Genomic DNA, 15677 nt, shown 5'->3' on the forward strand with positions numbered 1-15677 from the left:
AGCAGCAAACATGGGAATGACCTCGAACGAAAACGGGGAAGAGCGGAAAAGGCGCGGGCCCGGTCTTAGGTCAGACCGGGCGGCGAATTCGCTCGCCAATCAGCAGGCCGATGCGCAGCGCGGGCGCACCGAGGGCTTCGTTTGAGATCGCGACAGCAGCAGAAGAAGGGAGGCGGGACACGGGAAGATTTCCAGCAGCAATGGACCAAGCGCGACAGCACGAGGGCGGACGCGCAACGCGTCCGCTAGAGAATTCGCCGGATAATTCGTTCCTGGTGGGTGACCCGAAGCATGGGCGCAGCGTGTCTGTGCAGTGCGGTATCTGTCAAGCTTGGCGCGCGCATGGCGCATTCCCGCGGAGAAGGCGCTGCTTGGTGACGCTCGGTGACGCGCTCCACGCCCCGTCACCGTGGCTCGCCATTCACGGGTTTCCCGTCGAACCTCTGTGACAGAGCCGGCCTAGAACGCTCCCATCGCGACGCCGACATGCCGGGTCGCGCCAGACATAGGAGCAGGCACGTGGACAATTTCCTCTACAACGGCAAACGCAATCTGATCGCGCTGCTGACGGTGGCCGTGCTGGTCGCGGTTGGTGCCAACCACGCCCACAATGTGCACGTGGCCCACACGAAAATTCCGGTCGTCGAAGTGATTGAGCTGACCTGAGCCGCGAAGCGGATCAGGTCATCCCCGCGAAGGCGGGGATCCAAGTCCGCAGATCCCTGATGCCGTGGATCCGCCCCAGCTGGGCGGATCCGGCATCCAGGCGCCAGCCGGGGCGCCCGTGGCAGCCAGCCACTCCAACCCGCCACCCGATTTTCTGCATTTTGACCGCCCGACCGCCGCTTGACCCGGCGGGCCGGCAGGACGAACTTGTCCGTCTTCCAGGGGTGCCTCCCGAACGCAAAGGGGGCTGAGATCTGCGACGCGCAGGAACCCTTCGAACCTGATCCGGATGATACCGGCGTAGGGACGGAATGCGGCGAGTTCTCGCCACCCGTCTCCCGCCATTGGAGACGATGATGCCCGACGGTCTTCCTACCCAAGCCCAGTTCACAGTCTCGACCGGCCCGCTGCCCGCGTCGCGCAAGATCTATGTCGCTGGCGCGCAGCATCCTGACCTGCGCGTGCCGATGCGCGAGATCACGGTCGGCGGCGGCGAGCCGCCCGTGCGCGTCTACGACCCGTCGGGTCCCTATAGCGACGCCAACGTGAAGATCGACGTGCGCAAAGGCCTGGCGAAGTTGCGCGCCGGCTGGATCGATGCGCGCGGCGACGTCGAGACGTACGAAGGGCGCCACGTGCGCCCCGAAGATGACGGCCGCAAATCAACCAGCGAACAGCTGCCGCGCTTCGATCTCACCGGCTTCAAACCCAAGCGCGCCAAGAGCGGCGCTGCGGTGACGCAGCTGGCCTATGCGCGTCGCGGCATCATCACGCCGGAAATGGAATTCGTCGCGATCCGCGAAAATCTCGGCCGTGCTGCGCTGAAGGAAAAGCTGCAGCGCGACGGCGAAGATTTCGGCGCATCGATTCCCGATTTCGTGACGCCGGAATTCGTGCGCGAAGAAGTTGCGCGCGGCCGCGCCATCATTCCGGCCAACATCAATCACCCGGAACTCGAGCCGATGGCGATCGGCCGGAACTTCCTGGTCAAGATCAACGCCAATATCGGCAACTCGGCGGTCGCGTCTTCGATCGAAGAAGAAGTCGAGAAGATGGTGTGGTCGATCCGTTGGGGCGCCGACACGGTGATGGACTTGTCGACCGGCAAGGACATTCACACGACGCGCGAATGGATCCTGCGCAACAGCCCGGTTCCGATCGGCACCGTGCCGATCTACCAGGCGCTGGAGAAGGTCAACGGTAAGGCCGAAGACCTGACCTGGGAAATTTATCGCGACACGCTGATCGAACAATGCGAGCAGGGCGTCGACTACTTCACCATCCATGCCGGCGTGCGTTTGGCCTATGTGCCGCTGACGGCAAACCGCGTCACCGGCATCGTGTCGCGCGGCGGCTCGATCATGGCGAAGTGGTGCCTGGCGCATCACCAGGAAAGCTTCCTCTACACGCGCTTCGCCGAGATCTGCGAAATCCTGCGCGCCTACGACGTGTCGTTCTCACTTGGTGACGGTCTGCGTCCGGGTTCGATCGCCGACGCCAACGACCGTGCGCAGTTCGCCGAATTGGAGACGCTGGGCGAACTCACCAAAGTCGCCTGGGATCAGGATTGCCAGGTGATGATCGAAGGCCCCGGCCATGTGCCGATGCACAAGATCAAAGTGAATATGGAAAAGCAGCTGAAGCTGTGCGGCGAAGCGCCGTTCTATACGCTTGGGCCGCTCGTGACCGACATCGCACCCGGCTACGACCACATCACGTCGGGCATTGGCGCTGCGATGATCGGTTGGTTCGGCACGGCGATGCTTTGCTACGTGACGCCGAAGGAACATCTGGGATTGCCCGATCGCGACGACGTCAAAGTCGGCGTGATCACCTACAAACTGGCGGCGCACGCTGCCGATTTGGCGAAGGGCCATCCTGCAGCGCAGGTGCGCGACGATGCGCTGAGCCGTGCGCGGTTTGAATTCCGTTGGCGCGACCAGTTCAACCTGTCGCTCGATCCGGAAACGGCGGAAAAATTCCACGATCAGACCTTGCCGGCCGAAGGCGCCAAGGTGGCGCATTTCTGCTCGATGTGCGGGCCGAAATTCTGCTCGATGAAGATCACGCAGGAAGTGCGCGACTACGCAGCCGAGCAGGGCATGGCGGCGAAGAGCAACGAGTTCTTGGCGCAAGGGGCGGAAATCTACCTGCCCGCGATCGAAGAAGCCGCCGAGTAAGGCGCGTGGCAATCGGCATCCCGGGCGCCGCATGCGTCCGGGATGCGGCGTTGCGCTATGCAAAATTGTTCACGGCTTGTTGAAATGCTCTGCACACGTACGTTTGCGGATCCAGATGCGTTCATCGAGCATTCGTGCCGAACGAGGACAGGTGTAATTCCGGTGCGGTAGATTTGACGACGATGAGTTTCTCACGCCGCGCAGCGAAACTGCTCGATGGTCCGCCGGAAGCGGCGCCCGTCTTGGCGGAGATTGTTGCCGCTTTATATCCGCGATCTTTCCGCATCGGCACGTCGTACGTCACCTCGGCGACGTTCGGCGTGATCATGATGAACATGGTCGGCGGGCCGTGGCCGGTCGTGTGGACGGTCGGCGCGATTCTGCTGTGCCTGATGCGGACGGTGGATTGGGCCGCCTATCGTCGCAATCCGAACGCCAAGTCGCCGCGCGATTGGGCCCGCGGCTTCACCTTGCGCTTTCTTCCGTTCGGTTTCTGGTGGGGATCGTCGGCGGCGGTGTTCGCGATCAGCGACGACCCGTTGGCGATGCTGGCTGCGGTGCTGGCCGTCGAAGGCATGAATGCAGGTTCGTCCTGCTCGTACGCCGCGCATCCGCCCGCCGCGTGGGCCTTCGTCGTGCCCACCAGCATGATGTTCCTGGTCGCAGGCGTTCTCTATGGCGGCGGGTTCGGTTTTACGATCTGCGCCGTCGAAGTTTTGCTCGGCGTGAATTACCTGATCATCATCCGCGATTTCCGTCGCGCCTATGTTGGCGGCATTCGTTTGCGCCACGAACGCGAAGCATTGGTCGATCGACTTGCCGCTGCCAACGAAGCTGCTTCGCGTGAGATCCGCGCCAAGACCGAATTTCTCGCAACGTTGAGCCACGAAATCCGCACGCCAATGAATGCGGTGCTGGGCGCGGTGCAGACGATCGACGAGCCTGGCCTTCCAGGCCGTGCGCGCACATTGCTGGACGTCGCCAAGCGGGGCGGCACGCGCCTCGCAGCGTTGATCGACGACGTGCTCGAATTCGAACGGCTGGGTGCGGGTCCGTTGCCGCTGACAGCAACGCCGTTCGATCCAGCAGCGTTGGCGCGCGACACGGCGCAATTGATGCGGCCTTCGGCCGAAGCGCGCGGCCTCACGCTCAACGTGATTTGCAAAGGCGAGCCGTTGCCGCCGCTGCTCGGCGATCCGCGACGGCTGGAACAGATTCTGCTGAACCTCGTCTCAAACGCCATCCGCCATACCGATACGGGACAGGTCGAAATCGAAGTCCGCTCGACGCCCGACACCGACGGCCAGTTGCTGGAAATCGAAGTGCGCGATAGCGGTCCGGGGATTCCGGAGGACGTGTTGGCGCGCCTGTTTCAGCCCTTCGCCCAGGGCTCGCGCCACGGCGCCGCGGAGTCAAAGTTGGGCGGGTCAGGGCTGGGACTCGCGATCGCGCACCGTCTGGCGACGGCGATGGGCGGCAAGCTGTATGTCGATACCGGCCCGCGCGGCAGCGCGTTGCGCCTGGCATTGCGCCTGCCGGTCGCCTCGTCGCCGCCGCAACAGCGACTTGCCGTCGTCGCGCCATCGGCGCCGCTCGGCCTCAACGTGTTGCTGGTCGAAGATGACGAACTGTCGGCGATCGTGGTCGTCGCTATGCTGGAGCGGATGGGGTGCCGCGCAACCCATGTCAGTTCGGGCGAAGCCGCGATCAAGCTGATTGCCGACAGCGCGTTCGACGTTGTGCTGATGGACATGCAGCTGCCCGGAATCGACGGGTTGGAAGCGGCGCGCCTGATCCGTGCGGTCGCGATGCCGCCGCGCCTGATCGCGATGACCGCCAACGCGACGTTGGCGCATGTCGAAACGTATCGTCGCGAACAGTTCGATGGATTCGTCGCCAAGCCGTTGCGCGAAGACGGGCTGCGCCGCGCGCTGATGGGCGGTGCCGAGGCGTTTGGCACCGGTGCTGCGCAGGTGCAGCCGACCTTGCTCGACGCGTCGCTGTGGCGGCGCCTGACGCGCGATTTCGAGCCTGAGGGTGCGGACAAATTCCGACTGCAGGCCTGCGACGTGATTACGACCTATCTCGCCGATCTGGCCGCGGCGGGCGCGCGTGGCGACCGCAATGGCACGGCACGCGCCGCGCACGCGCTGGCGGGTGCGGCCGGGTCGTCGGGCTTGTTGGCGCTGGCGGGTGCAGCCGGCGCGCTGGAACGCGACGTGGCCGAAACCGACCCGGCGCCGTCCTCGCTCGGTGAAATCGCGATGTTGGGTGCGCGTTCGCTCGAAGCGCTCGGCGCGTTGCGGATCGCCGTTTAATCGGCGCGCGTGGCGCGCCGATTACTTGTTTAGAAAGCCGCTTCGCGGCTAGGCGTGGTCGGCGTGCAGCTCGGCCTGCAGGGTCGCGGTCAGCAATTCGCGCGCATGGGCCTGGTCGCCGCGTAGCTTGCCGTTGACGATGTCGCGCAGCGCGCGGGCATGTGCCTTCAACGCGCGCGCCAGGCGCGGGCTGTTGCTGTGGTCTTCCAGCCAGGCCAGCAGGCTTCCGGTCACGACTTCGATCAGCGGGTAATTGTGCAGCAGGCTGGCTTCGCGCAGCTCGCGCGTCCAACGGCGCGCCGTCATGCGCGACGCCGCGCCTTCTTCGCTCGTCGCGTCGGCCGCGATGTCATGTTCCAGCGTCAACAGACGGTCGGCGATGGTCAGCGCTTCGTTTTCGAAGTCGTCGCGCAGCAATCCAACGCGCGCTTCGCCGGCCGCGACAAGCTCGCGTTCGCTACGGCCTTTGCCGGAAAAGACCAGCGCGCGCAAACGCGCCAACGGCGACAAAAGTCCGTTGCTCATTTAGTGGCTCCCAGCGCCGAGCGCGGCGGTTTGAATCGGGGCGGCTGGAATCACGCCGGCCTGGGTGCGTCTGCGATCGGGCGCGTTGATCGGCAAGGCACGCCGACGGCGGCACGGGCCGATATATTTGCCGATGCGCACGAAGGCTTTGGGATCTTCGACGATGCGCGCGACCGAACGGAACAGGCTGCCGACCGAAAACGGTTTGATGAGAAACTCGTTCATGCCCGCGTCGCGCGCGGCGACGACTTGTTGCGGGGTCACGCGCGACGAAGCGACGATGACCGGCAAGGTCGCCATCTTGTCATCCGACCAGCGCCGCAGCTCTTTCAGAAACAGAAGACCGCTCGGCTTGTCGTGCTCGTCGACGACGTCCATGACGATCATGTCGACCGTCGAGTCCGCCATCACATGCTTGGCTTCGGCGACTTCGCGCGTCGTGTAGATCGAACCGAATCCAATGCCGCCAAGCGCTTCCTTGTAGAGCTTCAGCATCGACACGCTGGAGTCGCACACCAAGATCGATAGCGGGGCGAAGTCGAACTTCTTCTCGGCCGGGGACTTCTTGTCTTCGAGGCGCGCCAAGGACATCGGGTCGACTTTCTTAGCTCAACGCATCCGGTCGGCAGCCAATTCGCCGAGCGTGCCAAGCAGCTCGATCAGGGAATCCTGCGGCAGACGGCGAGCGGGGAAACGATCCGTGGCGTGGCGCCAGACCATGACCAGATGCTGCATCTTGGCCATGCCGAAGCCCAGCGCCTGGAAATGTGCGTCCGCGCCGGCGAGGAACGCCAGGAATGCAGCCGGACCTTTTTGCGCACGGAACAAGTCGTCGAATGCGCTCTGATAGCGCGCCAGTCGCTGGTCGAGATCGGCAAGCAGACGCACGCAGCGCTGGTGCAGGTCGGTCAGGTCCTTGTCGAGTTCTTTGCGGAAGTTGCGATCCTGCACGCCGCTGAGATCGGCGGTGCGCACCCATTCCAGGAACTGCCGCGCTTGTTCGCCTTCGCGCGCATGCTCCCAGGTGAAAAAGATGACGCCCTTCCAGGCATAGAAGATCTTCAAGCAGTCCTTGCGCGGCAGGCGGAACGCATCGGCGAGATCTTCGAGCGCCGGAATGTCGCTCAGGTCCCACAATTTCTGCAGCAGCTTGTCGACGGCGCCGCGCGCGCGTTTCGCTTCATCCGCGAACAACGCGTCGACGATGGCTTGGAACTGGGCGCGGATGAAGCCGACAATCTCGGCCCATTCCTCTTCGCTCAAACGAAAATAGCGTGGATCGACGTCGATCTGCGCGCGCTCAAGCCGGTCGCGCAGCAGAAATGGCGCCAAGGTCGGCAGCGAGTCGATCACTTCCAACACACGCGTGTCGTGGTCGAACGCTTCGCGCTGTTTGGGCTGGTTGAGATCGATGAGGTTGGCGATCGCCGAGCGGAACTGCTTGTCGCCGAAGAAGATCGTTTGACCGCCCGCCAGCGGCACTTTGGGATCGAACGGCAGAAAGACTTTGGTGCCGATGCGGGTCGGATCGCGACCGCGGCGTTCGTCTTCGCGCACGTCCTTGATCAGCACCGCGTGATTTAGCGGGTTGGTGCGAAACAGCGACGGACCGGCATGGCCGTTCAGCTCGCGCAGCTCGGCTGTAACGGCAGCGCAGTTCAGAACGCGCGCCGAACCGTGGCTCAGCGTTTGGGCCAGACGGTTGTTGGTCACGGGATTGGTCGCCCAAATCCGCGCGAGAAGGCGTTGCGTTTCGGCATACGCCGAAAGTCGCCTGTAGATCTAAACGGACTATTATTGCGTATGAACATGCGATGAAGGCTGTGATTTGGAAGAAGCATCAGCCCTCGGACGGGCCCGCGTCGAGGGGCTCGTCCAGCATCTCAACCGTCCAGCCGAGAACGGCGAGAACGCGCGGAAACGCGTGATCGAGCGGCAGTAGCACACCCTGCCAGGACAGCGCCTCGCCAGCATCGACGCGTTGGGCGACGCCCGCGGCGGCAACGGGCCTGTGTGTCGCGGTGGCTTCTTCCAGCAGGACGGTGAGCGGCGTCGACATGTCCGGTAGCGCGTCGACGACCGTGGCGCCCGCCAATCTGCGACCCAGTTGCCGGTCGACCTCCGACCCAACGACGCGCACGCACCAGCCCGTTGTCTCGCGCGCGAACAGCATCGCCTGCGCCAGCAGGCGCGGGATTTCGAGCAGTGGTTCGACGTCGGCGCGGCGCACCGTTCCATGTTCTGCCAACTTGGTGCGCCACCATTGCAGGCCGGAAAGCGGCGCGTGCAACGTCAACGCAGCAAGGGGAATCGCATGGAATTCCTCAGTGGACTCCATGCAGCCGTCCTACGGCATGTTTTTGCAGGAGGCTTGCTGCTGCCGCTCGTCTTCATGCCGCGTTCACGGCTCCGCAGTTTCTGCGGCTAGCACTGGCGTCGAGGTTCGCGCAGCGCGCGAATTCACCGCCGGCGCCCCTGGCGGATGCGCGAACTCACGGTGCGCCGCGCGCCGCCTTAGGGCCTGGCGCGAATCGCGTCGCGGATTTCCGCCAATAGGACTTCTTCTTTGGTCGGCGGCGTGTCCGCCGGCTTGGCGCGGTGCAGGCGGTTCACCTGCTTGACCAGCAGGAACACCGCGAACGCGACGATGAGGAAGCGTATGACCGCGTTGATGAAGAGGCCATAGTTCAACGTGACCGCGCCGGCTGCTTTGGCGGCATCGGGCGTCGCCAGGACCGGGCCCTTCAAGGTCACGAAGAAGTTCGAGAAATCGAGACCGCCGATCGCCAGGCCCAACGGCGGCATCAGGATGTCGTTCACGAGCGAGGTGACGATATTCGTGAACGCAGCGCCGATGATGATGCCGACGGCGAGATCGATCACGTTGCCTTTGACGGCGAACTCGCGAAATTCCTTCCACATCGCTCGGATCTCCTTAACGACGTTGGCCGCGTTCTGGAACGCAGCCGGATCGACGGAAGATCCCGCACGAAGCGCGGACTTAGGAGTCCTTACTTATGCCACTTGCCGGCGACCAGCTCGTCGGTGAACTGCGACCACTGCGCTTTCAAGGCGTCGCGATGGTAACGCTCTGAGAAGCGCTGGCCGCGTTGGCCAAGTTCAATCCGTTCACCGTCCGACATCAGCACTAAACGCTCAAGTTTCTGCGCCAAGTCTTCGACGTCATAAGGATCAAAGTAGATCGGTACCGTCTCGTAAATCGAGCGGTGCACAGGGATATCCGACGCGAGTACTGGGCGACCGTGGTACATGCCCTCTACGCCCGAATAATCATAGCCTTCGACCACCGACGGCGCGACGACTCCGATCGAGTCGCGATATAGGCGATGCAGTTCGCGCGTCTCGCATTTCTCGAGATGAATAATGTGGCCGCGCGCGATGAGTGGAATCATCGTCTGTACAGCTTCGGTCACTTTCCAACCGAGATTCGCAACGACAACCAGGCGGGTTTCGTCCTGTGGCAGGCGGGCTTTGACGATGCGCCAAGCTTGCGCCAGCCGGCCGTAATTCTTGCGCGGCTCGAGGGTCGAAACGGCAATGAGATAGCGGCCGATCGACGGTACGACGTCACGCTTAGCTGCTTTCTTGGTGACGCGCTTTTTCTTCTTGGCGTCGCGATCGTCGGCCTCGTCGTCCTCGTTGCGATCCAATTCATCGAGCACGTCGCGCTCGACTTTCTTCTTTTTCGTTTCGGTTTCGCGGATCAGCAGCTGATCGATTTTGCTACCGATCCGTTCTTCGACTTTGTTCGCCTTGCGCTTTTCATCACCGTCGTCGTCATCTTCGTCTTTGAAATCCGGTTCGTAGCGGCCGGCACGGAACGAGATGCGCGAACGGACGATTTCCTCGACCGTCAACGACGACGGTTCGGTGGACCGGCCGGTATGTACGAAACACGGAATGGTGAGGCTGCGCTGCTCCAGCTGCGGGTAAAGGCGGATCAGCTCTGCGCGCACCGGATTGGAATCGCAGACGAACACAGTGCGGCCGTCTTCTGCGTTGTATTTGCTGGTTTTGTAGTGCGCGTCGACCGGGACCTGATCCTGGAAGAAATGCGGATGGGTGAGCGGAATCGAATCGTAGTAGCGGAGCACCGGCATGGTCGAGCGCGGCAGGCGCCAGGAATAATTGGCGAAGGTGAAGTAGAAGTCGAACCCGCGCGTGTCGATCGCCTGGTGAAACCCGGTATTCATCGCCAGCACGTGCGCGACCGCGCGCGAAGTGTTGGAAAAGACGTACGGGCGGTTGACCAGTTTGGTGCGGCGATCGGCGTCGAGCGAGGTTGAGAAAACTTCCGACCATACGAAATCGGCGAACAGATCGCTGTCGAACGGCATCAGCTTCATGCCGAAGCCTTGGTAGGTGCGTCGCAGCCGATTGAAGATCCGGATGTACCGGATAAATCCTGGCTCGATCCCTTCCTGCTCAAGCAGGTCTTTCACTTTGCCCTTGCGCGGCGCGGTGGTGCGGAACACGAACTGCGACTGCAGATAGACACGCTCATCGACCGGACGTTTTGGCGCGATAACGTCGGCGCGCAGCATCTTCGACTGGGGCCAGTTGAGATAGCCCGTCATGTCGACACTGTTGATGTCGGTAAACAGGTCGAAGATCAGCCGGCATTCATGCGGGATTCCGCCGTGCCCGTGCGCTACGGGCCACAGATCCATCAGGAGCTTTTTCTTCTGCTCGTTCATCGTCGTCTTCGAATCGCTGGGCGCTGGTACGAAACGCCCCGAGCCATGGGGCCCGGGGCGTGTGCTTCGCTTCTAAAGCTAGTGCTTAAATCAGAGCGGGCGGGGGCGCCAGCACGCCAACCAATTCCACCGTGCCGCCATTGGGCAATGCCATGGTCGCCGTTGCATGACCTGCGGCCGCCTGATCGTGCGTAAGATGCAGCAAATCTGCGTTGATCATCACGACATCAGCCGAGATCTGATAAACGCTGAGCGACAAATCGTGGCTCTCAAACAGCACGATGCGCTTGGCACCAGCCAAAAGATGACCATTCGCGCCGTCGATTGCCACGAGCGCCTGCGCAAATGAGTCCGGAGCGCTCGCTGCGAAACTGACGCTGTAGTCGATGATGTGGTCGTAAATCTCGATGCCGGTCTTCACGACGGTTTCGGCCGCGGGTGCAGCCGTGACAGCCGTGTGGTCGGTCGCCACCGGGGGCGCGGTCACCGTCGTCGGTTCAACGACCGCAGTCGCCGTCGGCGCGACAGGTTTCGTCGCCGGCTGCACGAACACGAGCTTCACCGTCACCGTGCCGTCGGCAGCGACCGTCGTATCGACACCGCTGATGGTGACCGTCTGGACGTGGAACAGCTCTTTGAAAAGCTGCGACTGCAGGAAGGTCGTATGGGTTGCGTCGGCTGCCAGCGTGTATTCCAGCGTCTTTTGCGGCTCGATCGCGAACTTGTTGCTGGTCGGCGCGTCGCCGTTGGACGACGTGGCCGAGGCGGCCGAGCGTTGTGGTGCGGCCAGCGCGATATCACGCAGCAGCTCCATCAAACCGGGCGTCGCATGGATCGTCGTCATGACCGACGCCGCGTCATCGCGCACAGCCAGTGTCGCTTCGACCAACGCGATAGTCGGCGGTGGGGCGATGGGGGCGGCGAGCGGAATCGTCTGCGAAGCGTGGGTATCTGTCCCGTGGCTGCCGCTGTTCGCGACAGCGACATCGGCCGCGAAAGTACCAACCTGCAGCAGGTCGGCCGACGCGGTATGCGAAGCCGAGTTCAGACCGTCGATCGTAACAGACGTGCCGAGTTCTGCAGCTTTGGCCGCGGCCATCGTCGTCGTGGCGACGTCGAGCAAGTCGCCGGTTGCGACTGCCTGTGTGCCGACCGGCAACTGCGCGACCGCGAATGCGATCGCCGATTGCAACGCGATCTGCTGAAACGCCTGGCTCAACGCTTCGCTGGTGCTTTGCTTTGAGGTGCCTGAGGCATCAGTTGCTGCGAGCAGCTTCTGGATTAATGCCGGCGCTGCCTTCACCGGCTTCTCCGCTGGTGTTGTAACGCCGTCGTGTGAGTCACCACCAACTTTGAGCGGCGACGCTTCCGCGTCCTGCATCGCGAACAGGGCGGTGGCGACAAACGCGGTCAGCACGATCGCCGGATGCAGCAGCAGATTGCTTGCGCCGCGGCCTTTGCCGATCGGCATCAGCATCGGCTTAGTACGCAGCATGCGGTCGATGATTTCGCGCAGGTCGCGACCGTCAACGACTTCGTCGAGCGACGCCCCGGCGGCAACAAAGCGCCCATCGATGCGCGCGAAGTGCGCGACCACGTCAGCAGTATCCGGATGATAGAACGCGAACCAGGGCTCGCCCTCGTCCGACACGCCCAGATCGGTCTCGACCGGCATGCCGGCCTGACTCAGGCTGTCGGCGACACGATAGAACTCGGCCAATTCCTGATTGGTCCAGCCCCGCGGCGTTTCGGCCTGCGTACGGCTGCGGGCCTCAAAGAAGTTCAGGATCGAGCTGGTCATGCAGCATCCCTGTCAGCGGTCCAACGTTCTTTCGGACCGATTTGTTTCTACCTGATTTGCTACAGGTTTTCAGTCGTTCGAGACAACCGTGAAACGCGGGCGTGGGGCTGTCGCCACCGGGCTTGGCGCTGCGGCTGCCGCCTTGGGAATGACGCTCGGCTCGGGCGCCGGAGCCGCCATGCCGGCATCGCCGAACAGCAGCCGATAGGTCACCGGGTCGTAGTAGCGCATCAGTTCTTTGACGAAATCGGCGGCCGGCAGACCAAGCGCAGCAGCCCAGGCCTCGTACCGATCCGGCGGAATTCGGCCGCGCCCCACTTCGAGCTGCGAGATGAACGTGTAGTAGTCCACACCGACCCGCTGGGCCAGCTCGCGCTGCGACAGTTTCTGCGTTTCACGCAACAATTTCAGCCACTTACCGGCTTCACGCCGAAGCTTTTGCATGTCGTGCGATGCGCGCTGCTGAGGGTGGGAGTACATGGGCGACACCTGGGCTCGAGACCGACCGTATGCAAGTCACTGTACATACGGAATCGCCGGGTGGGTACAAATTTCTCAAATGCGGTTTATCGGAGGCGGGAAAAGCCAAGAAGCCGATTCAGAACAGTCCGTTCGCCCGACTCGTCACGGTGATTCTTTCACTTTGACCGGCCGGCGCCGCGTATTTCCCGGCAGCTCGTTCGCAACCGCCTTGTACAGCAACTTCAATACGACCGAAAAATGTAGATATAACAGTGATCTACATATTCCTGTTGCACATATGTCGAAGCGAAAAGTTTTTTGACAGGGGTATGCTTTTCGCTGTACACCCCGCGACGACGTGGTTAGAACCGCGTCCAGGTTCTCAACTGCAGTAAGAGGGAATGGCCCATGGCCACTATCGATTTCGTCAACCAGCTTTACGCGAACATCTTCGGCCGCACGCCGTCGTCCGCGGAAGCGAACTTCTGGGTCGGCCGTATCGACCTCGGCGTCGAAACGTCGTCGCAGGTCGCTCTCGACTTCATCACGTCGGCTGAAGGCGTCCGCGCCCAGCAGGTCGAGCGCATGTACCAGGCCACGTTCGGCCGTACGCCGGATCTCGCCGGCTTCAAGGTGCAGATCGGCGCTCTCTCGAGCGGCGCGATCACGCTGAACCAGCTCGCCATCAACTTCGCCAACTCGGCGGAATTCCAGGCGGTGTTCGTCGGTACCGGCACGTTCAACGTGACCACCTTCGCGACCGCGATGTACACGAACATTCTGGGCCGTGCCCCGGATGCAGCTGGTCTCGCCGTGCAGGTCAACTTCTACAACTCGCTGATCGCTGCGGGTCAGTCGCCGGCACAGGCCCAGGCCACGCTGCTGACGAACTTCGCGAACTCGGCCGAGTTCGTGAACAACCCGTCGATCAACTTCGACAAGGTCGTTCTGGCCTATGCCGGCGTTGACAACCAGATCCCTGTCAGCACGACCGCTGCTCCGAACGCTTCGCTGCAGCAGCTTGCTGGCGTTCCGCTCAGCACGCTCGTTGGCGCTCTGAACGACGGCACGAACGGAAACGGCGTCCCGACCACCGGTATCGTCAACGGCGTGACGCTCTCGCTGCCGGCGACCGCGGGTGCAATTTCGCCGACGTCGGCAAGTGCAACGACGAAGACGACAGCTCTGAATGATCTGATCATCGGCGATGACACCACTGCTGTTAAGTCGACCTCGATCGACGGCGGCGACGGTTCGGACACGCTGCGTCTGGCTATGGGCGCCACCGCTGCGGTCCTGGTCACGACCACCAACGTTGAAAACGTTGATGTGACGACGGCTAACGGCGCTACCACGACCTTCACCGGCGCGACGACGATCGGCGGTCAATTCGTCGGTATCAGCAGCCTCGCGCTGCGCGGTGCAGGCACGAACACCGTTGCTGGCCTGAACGCCACCACGACGGTGACGATTGCTGGCTCCGGCACGACCGGCGTTGAGAACCTGGCTTACGGTGCGACCGTTACCGCCCCGAAGATCAACACGAGCGGCACGTTCGCTACGACGAAGATCAACGCGGCTGGTGCGACTTCGCTGACCGTCAACGCGACCGGTGCGACGACCTTCACGTCGTTGGACTTGGACACGGCCGCGACCAGCAAGGCGTTGAACAAGCTTACCATCACCGGCACCGCCGGCGTGACGGTCACTGCGGTTACCAACGGCCTGGCAGCTGGCTTCACGGTCGACGCTTCGGCGGCGGGCGGTGCGGTTTCGTTCGCTGACTACGGTACCGACCTCACCTTCACCGGTGGTGCGTCGGCCGACACCGTGCTCATGGGCGCGAACCTGACGGCCAAAGACGTTCTCAACGGCGGTGCCGGCGTGAACGTTCTCGGCGTCACCAGCTCGGCTTCGATCGTCGGTGTGACTGGCCTGCAGATCACCAACTTCCAGACGTTGGACATCTCGGGCACGGGTACCGCGAGCAACTACGATCTGACCAAGCTGCCCACGGGCATTGTCAACGTTCAGTCGAGCACGGGCGTTACCGCTGCAACGACGATTTCGAACGTCGCTGCGACGGGTACTTCGCTGTCGTTCATCGGCACCGATGCTAGCACGGCTGACCTGACGATCTCGGGTGCGACCGGCAACACGGCGCTGACGCTCAACATCGTTGGCCAGTCGGCTACGACGGGCTCGTCGGTTGAAGCCACCGGTAAGAACCTGGTTCTGACCGGCTTCAAGACGCTGACGGTCAACTCGTCGGGCACGACTTCGGGCACCAACTCGATCGCTGGTACGATCGTCGACGCCAACCTGCAGACCGTGACCATCACGGGCAGCAGCCAGACGTCGATCACCAAGTTCGATGCGACCGACACGGCGCTGAGCCTGGTCGATGGCTCGAAGGCGACCGGTGCGCTGACGCTCGACGTGTCGGGTATCACCACCCCGCTGCAGGGCATCACCATCTCGGGTGGTTCGGCTGCGGACACGATCACCGGTCAGAGCAAGACGACCGGCGCTCTCGGCAGCACGATCAATGCCGGCGGCGGTGCCGACACGATCACGATCAGCAACAACACCAACGTGTTCGGCAATACGCTGTTCTACGGTGCGGCGACCGACTCGCAGCTGGGCACGGCAACGAAGGCCGGGTTCGACAGCGTGACGGGCTTCGTCTCGGTTGGCAGCAAGGCGACGCACGACTTCATCGACTTGACCACCTTCGGGTTCACGGGTTCGGCCCGTGGCGGCATCATCTCGCAGACCATTACTGCGGCTGATCCGGGCGCGACCGCCTCGACGAACTTCTTCGTCACCGGTGGCATCCAGCGCGGCGTCGCGTTCGGTACCTTCGGCGGTGACACGTACGTCTATGTGGACGCCAACAAGAGCGGCAGCTTCGAGGCCGCTTCGGACATGGTCATCAAGTTGGTGGGCATCACTTCGGTGTCGCTCGCAGACTTCAACTTCTGAGATTTACGTCTCATCGAGTTGG

General features: G+C 62.8%; 12 protein-coding genes and 1 riboswitch. Of the genes, 4 read left to right on the plus strand and 8 right to left on the minus strand.

Translation table 11 applies throughout. The annotated features are described in order from the left end of the window. The first annotated feature begins 519 nt into the window (after positions 1–519). The 3 genes from TMPK1_RS18345 (at position 520) to TMPK1_RS18355 (ending at position 5164) form a co-directional block, all read left to right on the plus strand. A complete protein-coding gene (locus TMPK1_RS18345; protein WP_420244865.1) occupies positions 520–666 on the plus strand; it encodes a hypothetical protein in 147 nt (48 codons plus the stop codon). Between the two features lie 210 nt (positions 667–876). After that, a riboswitch (TPP riboswitch) is annotated at positions 877–991 on the plus strand. A gap of 31 nt (positions 992–1022) precedes the next feature. Then, positions 1023–2846 (plus strand): phosphomethylpyrimidine synthase ThiC, encoded by a 1824-nt coding sequence (gene thiC / locus TMPK1_RS18350; RefSeq protein WP_420244866.1) that lies wholly within the window; start codon positions 1023–1025, stop codon positions 2844–2846. Between the two features lie 182 nt (positions 2847–3028). Continuing rightward, the gene (locus tag TMPK1_RS18355) at positions 3029–5164 is read left to right on the plus strand and encodes an ATP-binding protein (RefSeq protein ID WP_420244868.1); all 2136 of its coding nucleotides are present in this window, start codon (positions 3029–3031) and stop codon (positions 5162–5164) included. Between the two features lie 48 nt (positions 5165–5212). Here the strand turns inward: TMPK1_RS18355 and TMPK1_RS18360 are convergent, their stop codons facing one another. The 8 genes from TMPK1_RS18360 to TMPK1_RS18395 form a co-directional block, all read right to left on the minus strand. Further along, entirely contained in the window at positions 5213–5689 is a 477-nt protein-coding gene (locus TMPK1_RS18360; protein WP_420244870.1) for a hypothetical protein, read from the minus strand. Then, a complete protein-coding gene (locus TMPK1_RS18365) occupies positions 5690–6280 on the minus strand; it encodes a response regulator (protein WP_420244871.1) in 591 nt (196 codons plus the stop codon). It lies immediately after the preceding gene. A gap of 18 nt (positions 6281–6298) precedes the next feature. Further along, on the minus strand, positions 6299–7402 hold the full coding sequence (locus tag TMPK1_RS18370; RefSeq protein ID WP_420244872.1) for a hypothetical protein: 1104 nt from the start codon (positions 7400–7402) through the stop codon (positions 6299–6301). A gap of 127 nt (positions 7403–7529) precedes the next feature. Further along, the gene (locus TMPK1_RS18375) at positions 7530–8027 is read right to left on the minus strand and encodes a PAS domain-containing protein (RefSeq protein ID WP_420244874.1); all 498 of its coding nucleotides are present in this window, start codon (positions 8025–8027) and stop codon (positions 7530–7532) included. Positions 8028–8203: 176 nt separating this feature from the next. Next, entirely contained in the window at positions 8204–8611 is a 408-nt protein-coding gene (gene mscL / locus TMPK1_RS18380) for a large conductance mechanosensitive channel protein MscL (protein WP_420244876.1), read from the minus strand. An 89-nt stretch (positions 8612–8700) separates the two neighbouring features. Beyond that, a complete protein-coding gene (locus tag TMPK1_RS18385) occupies positions 8701–10407 on the minus strand; it encodes a glycosyltransferase (protein ID WP_420244877.1) in 1707 nt (568 codons plus the stop codon). A gap of 85 nt (positions 10408–10492) precedes the next feature. Next, on the minus strand, positions 10493–12208 hold the full coding sequence (locus tag TMPK1_RS18390; RefSeq protein ID WP_420244878.1) for a hypothetical protein: 1716 nt from the start codon (positions 12206–12208) through the stop codon (positions 10493–10495). 69 nt (positions 12209–12277) lie between these two features. Beyond that, positions 12278–12652, minus strand: coding sequence for a helix-turn-helix domain-containing protein (locus TMPK1_RS18395; RefSeq protein ID WP_420244879.1), 375 nt, complete (start codon positions 12650–12652; stop codon positions 12278–12280). Between the two features lie 426 nt (positions 12653–13078). Between TMPK1_RS18395 and TMPK1_RS18400 the strand changes: the two genes are divergently transcribed. Next, positions 13079–15655, plus strand: a complete 2577-nt coding sequence (locus TMPK1_RS18400; RefSeq protein ID WP_420244880.1) for a DUF4214 domain-containing protein — start codon at positions 13079–13081, stop codon at positions 15653–15655. Positions 15656–15677 lie beyond the last annotated feature (22 nt).

The organism is Roseiterribacter gracilis, from assembly GCA_018332375.1.
GTDB lineage: Bacteria > Pseudomonadota > Alphaproteobacteria > BOG-932 > Roseiterribacteraceae > Roseiterribacter > Roseiterribacter gracilis.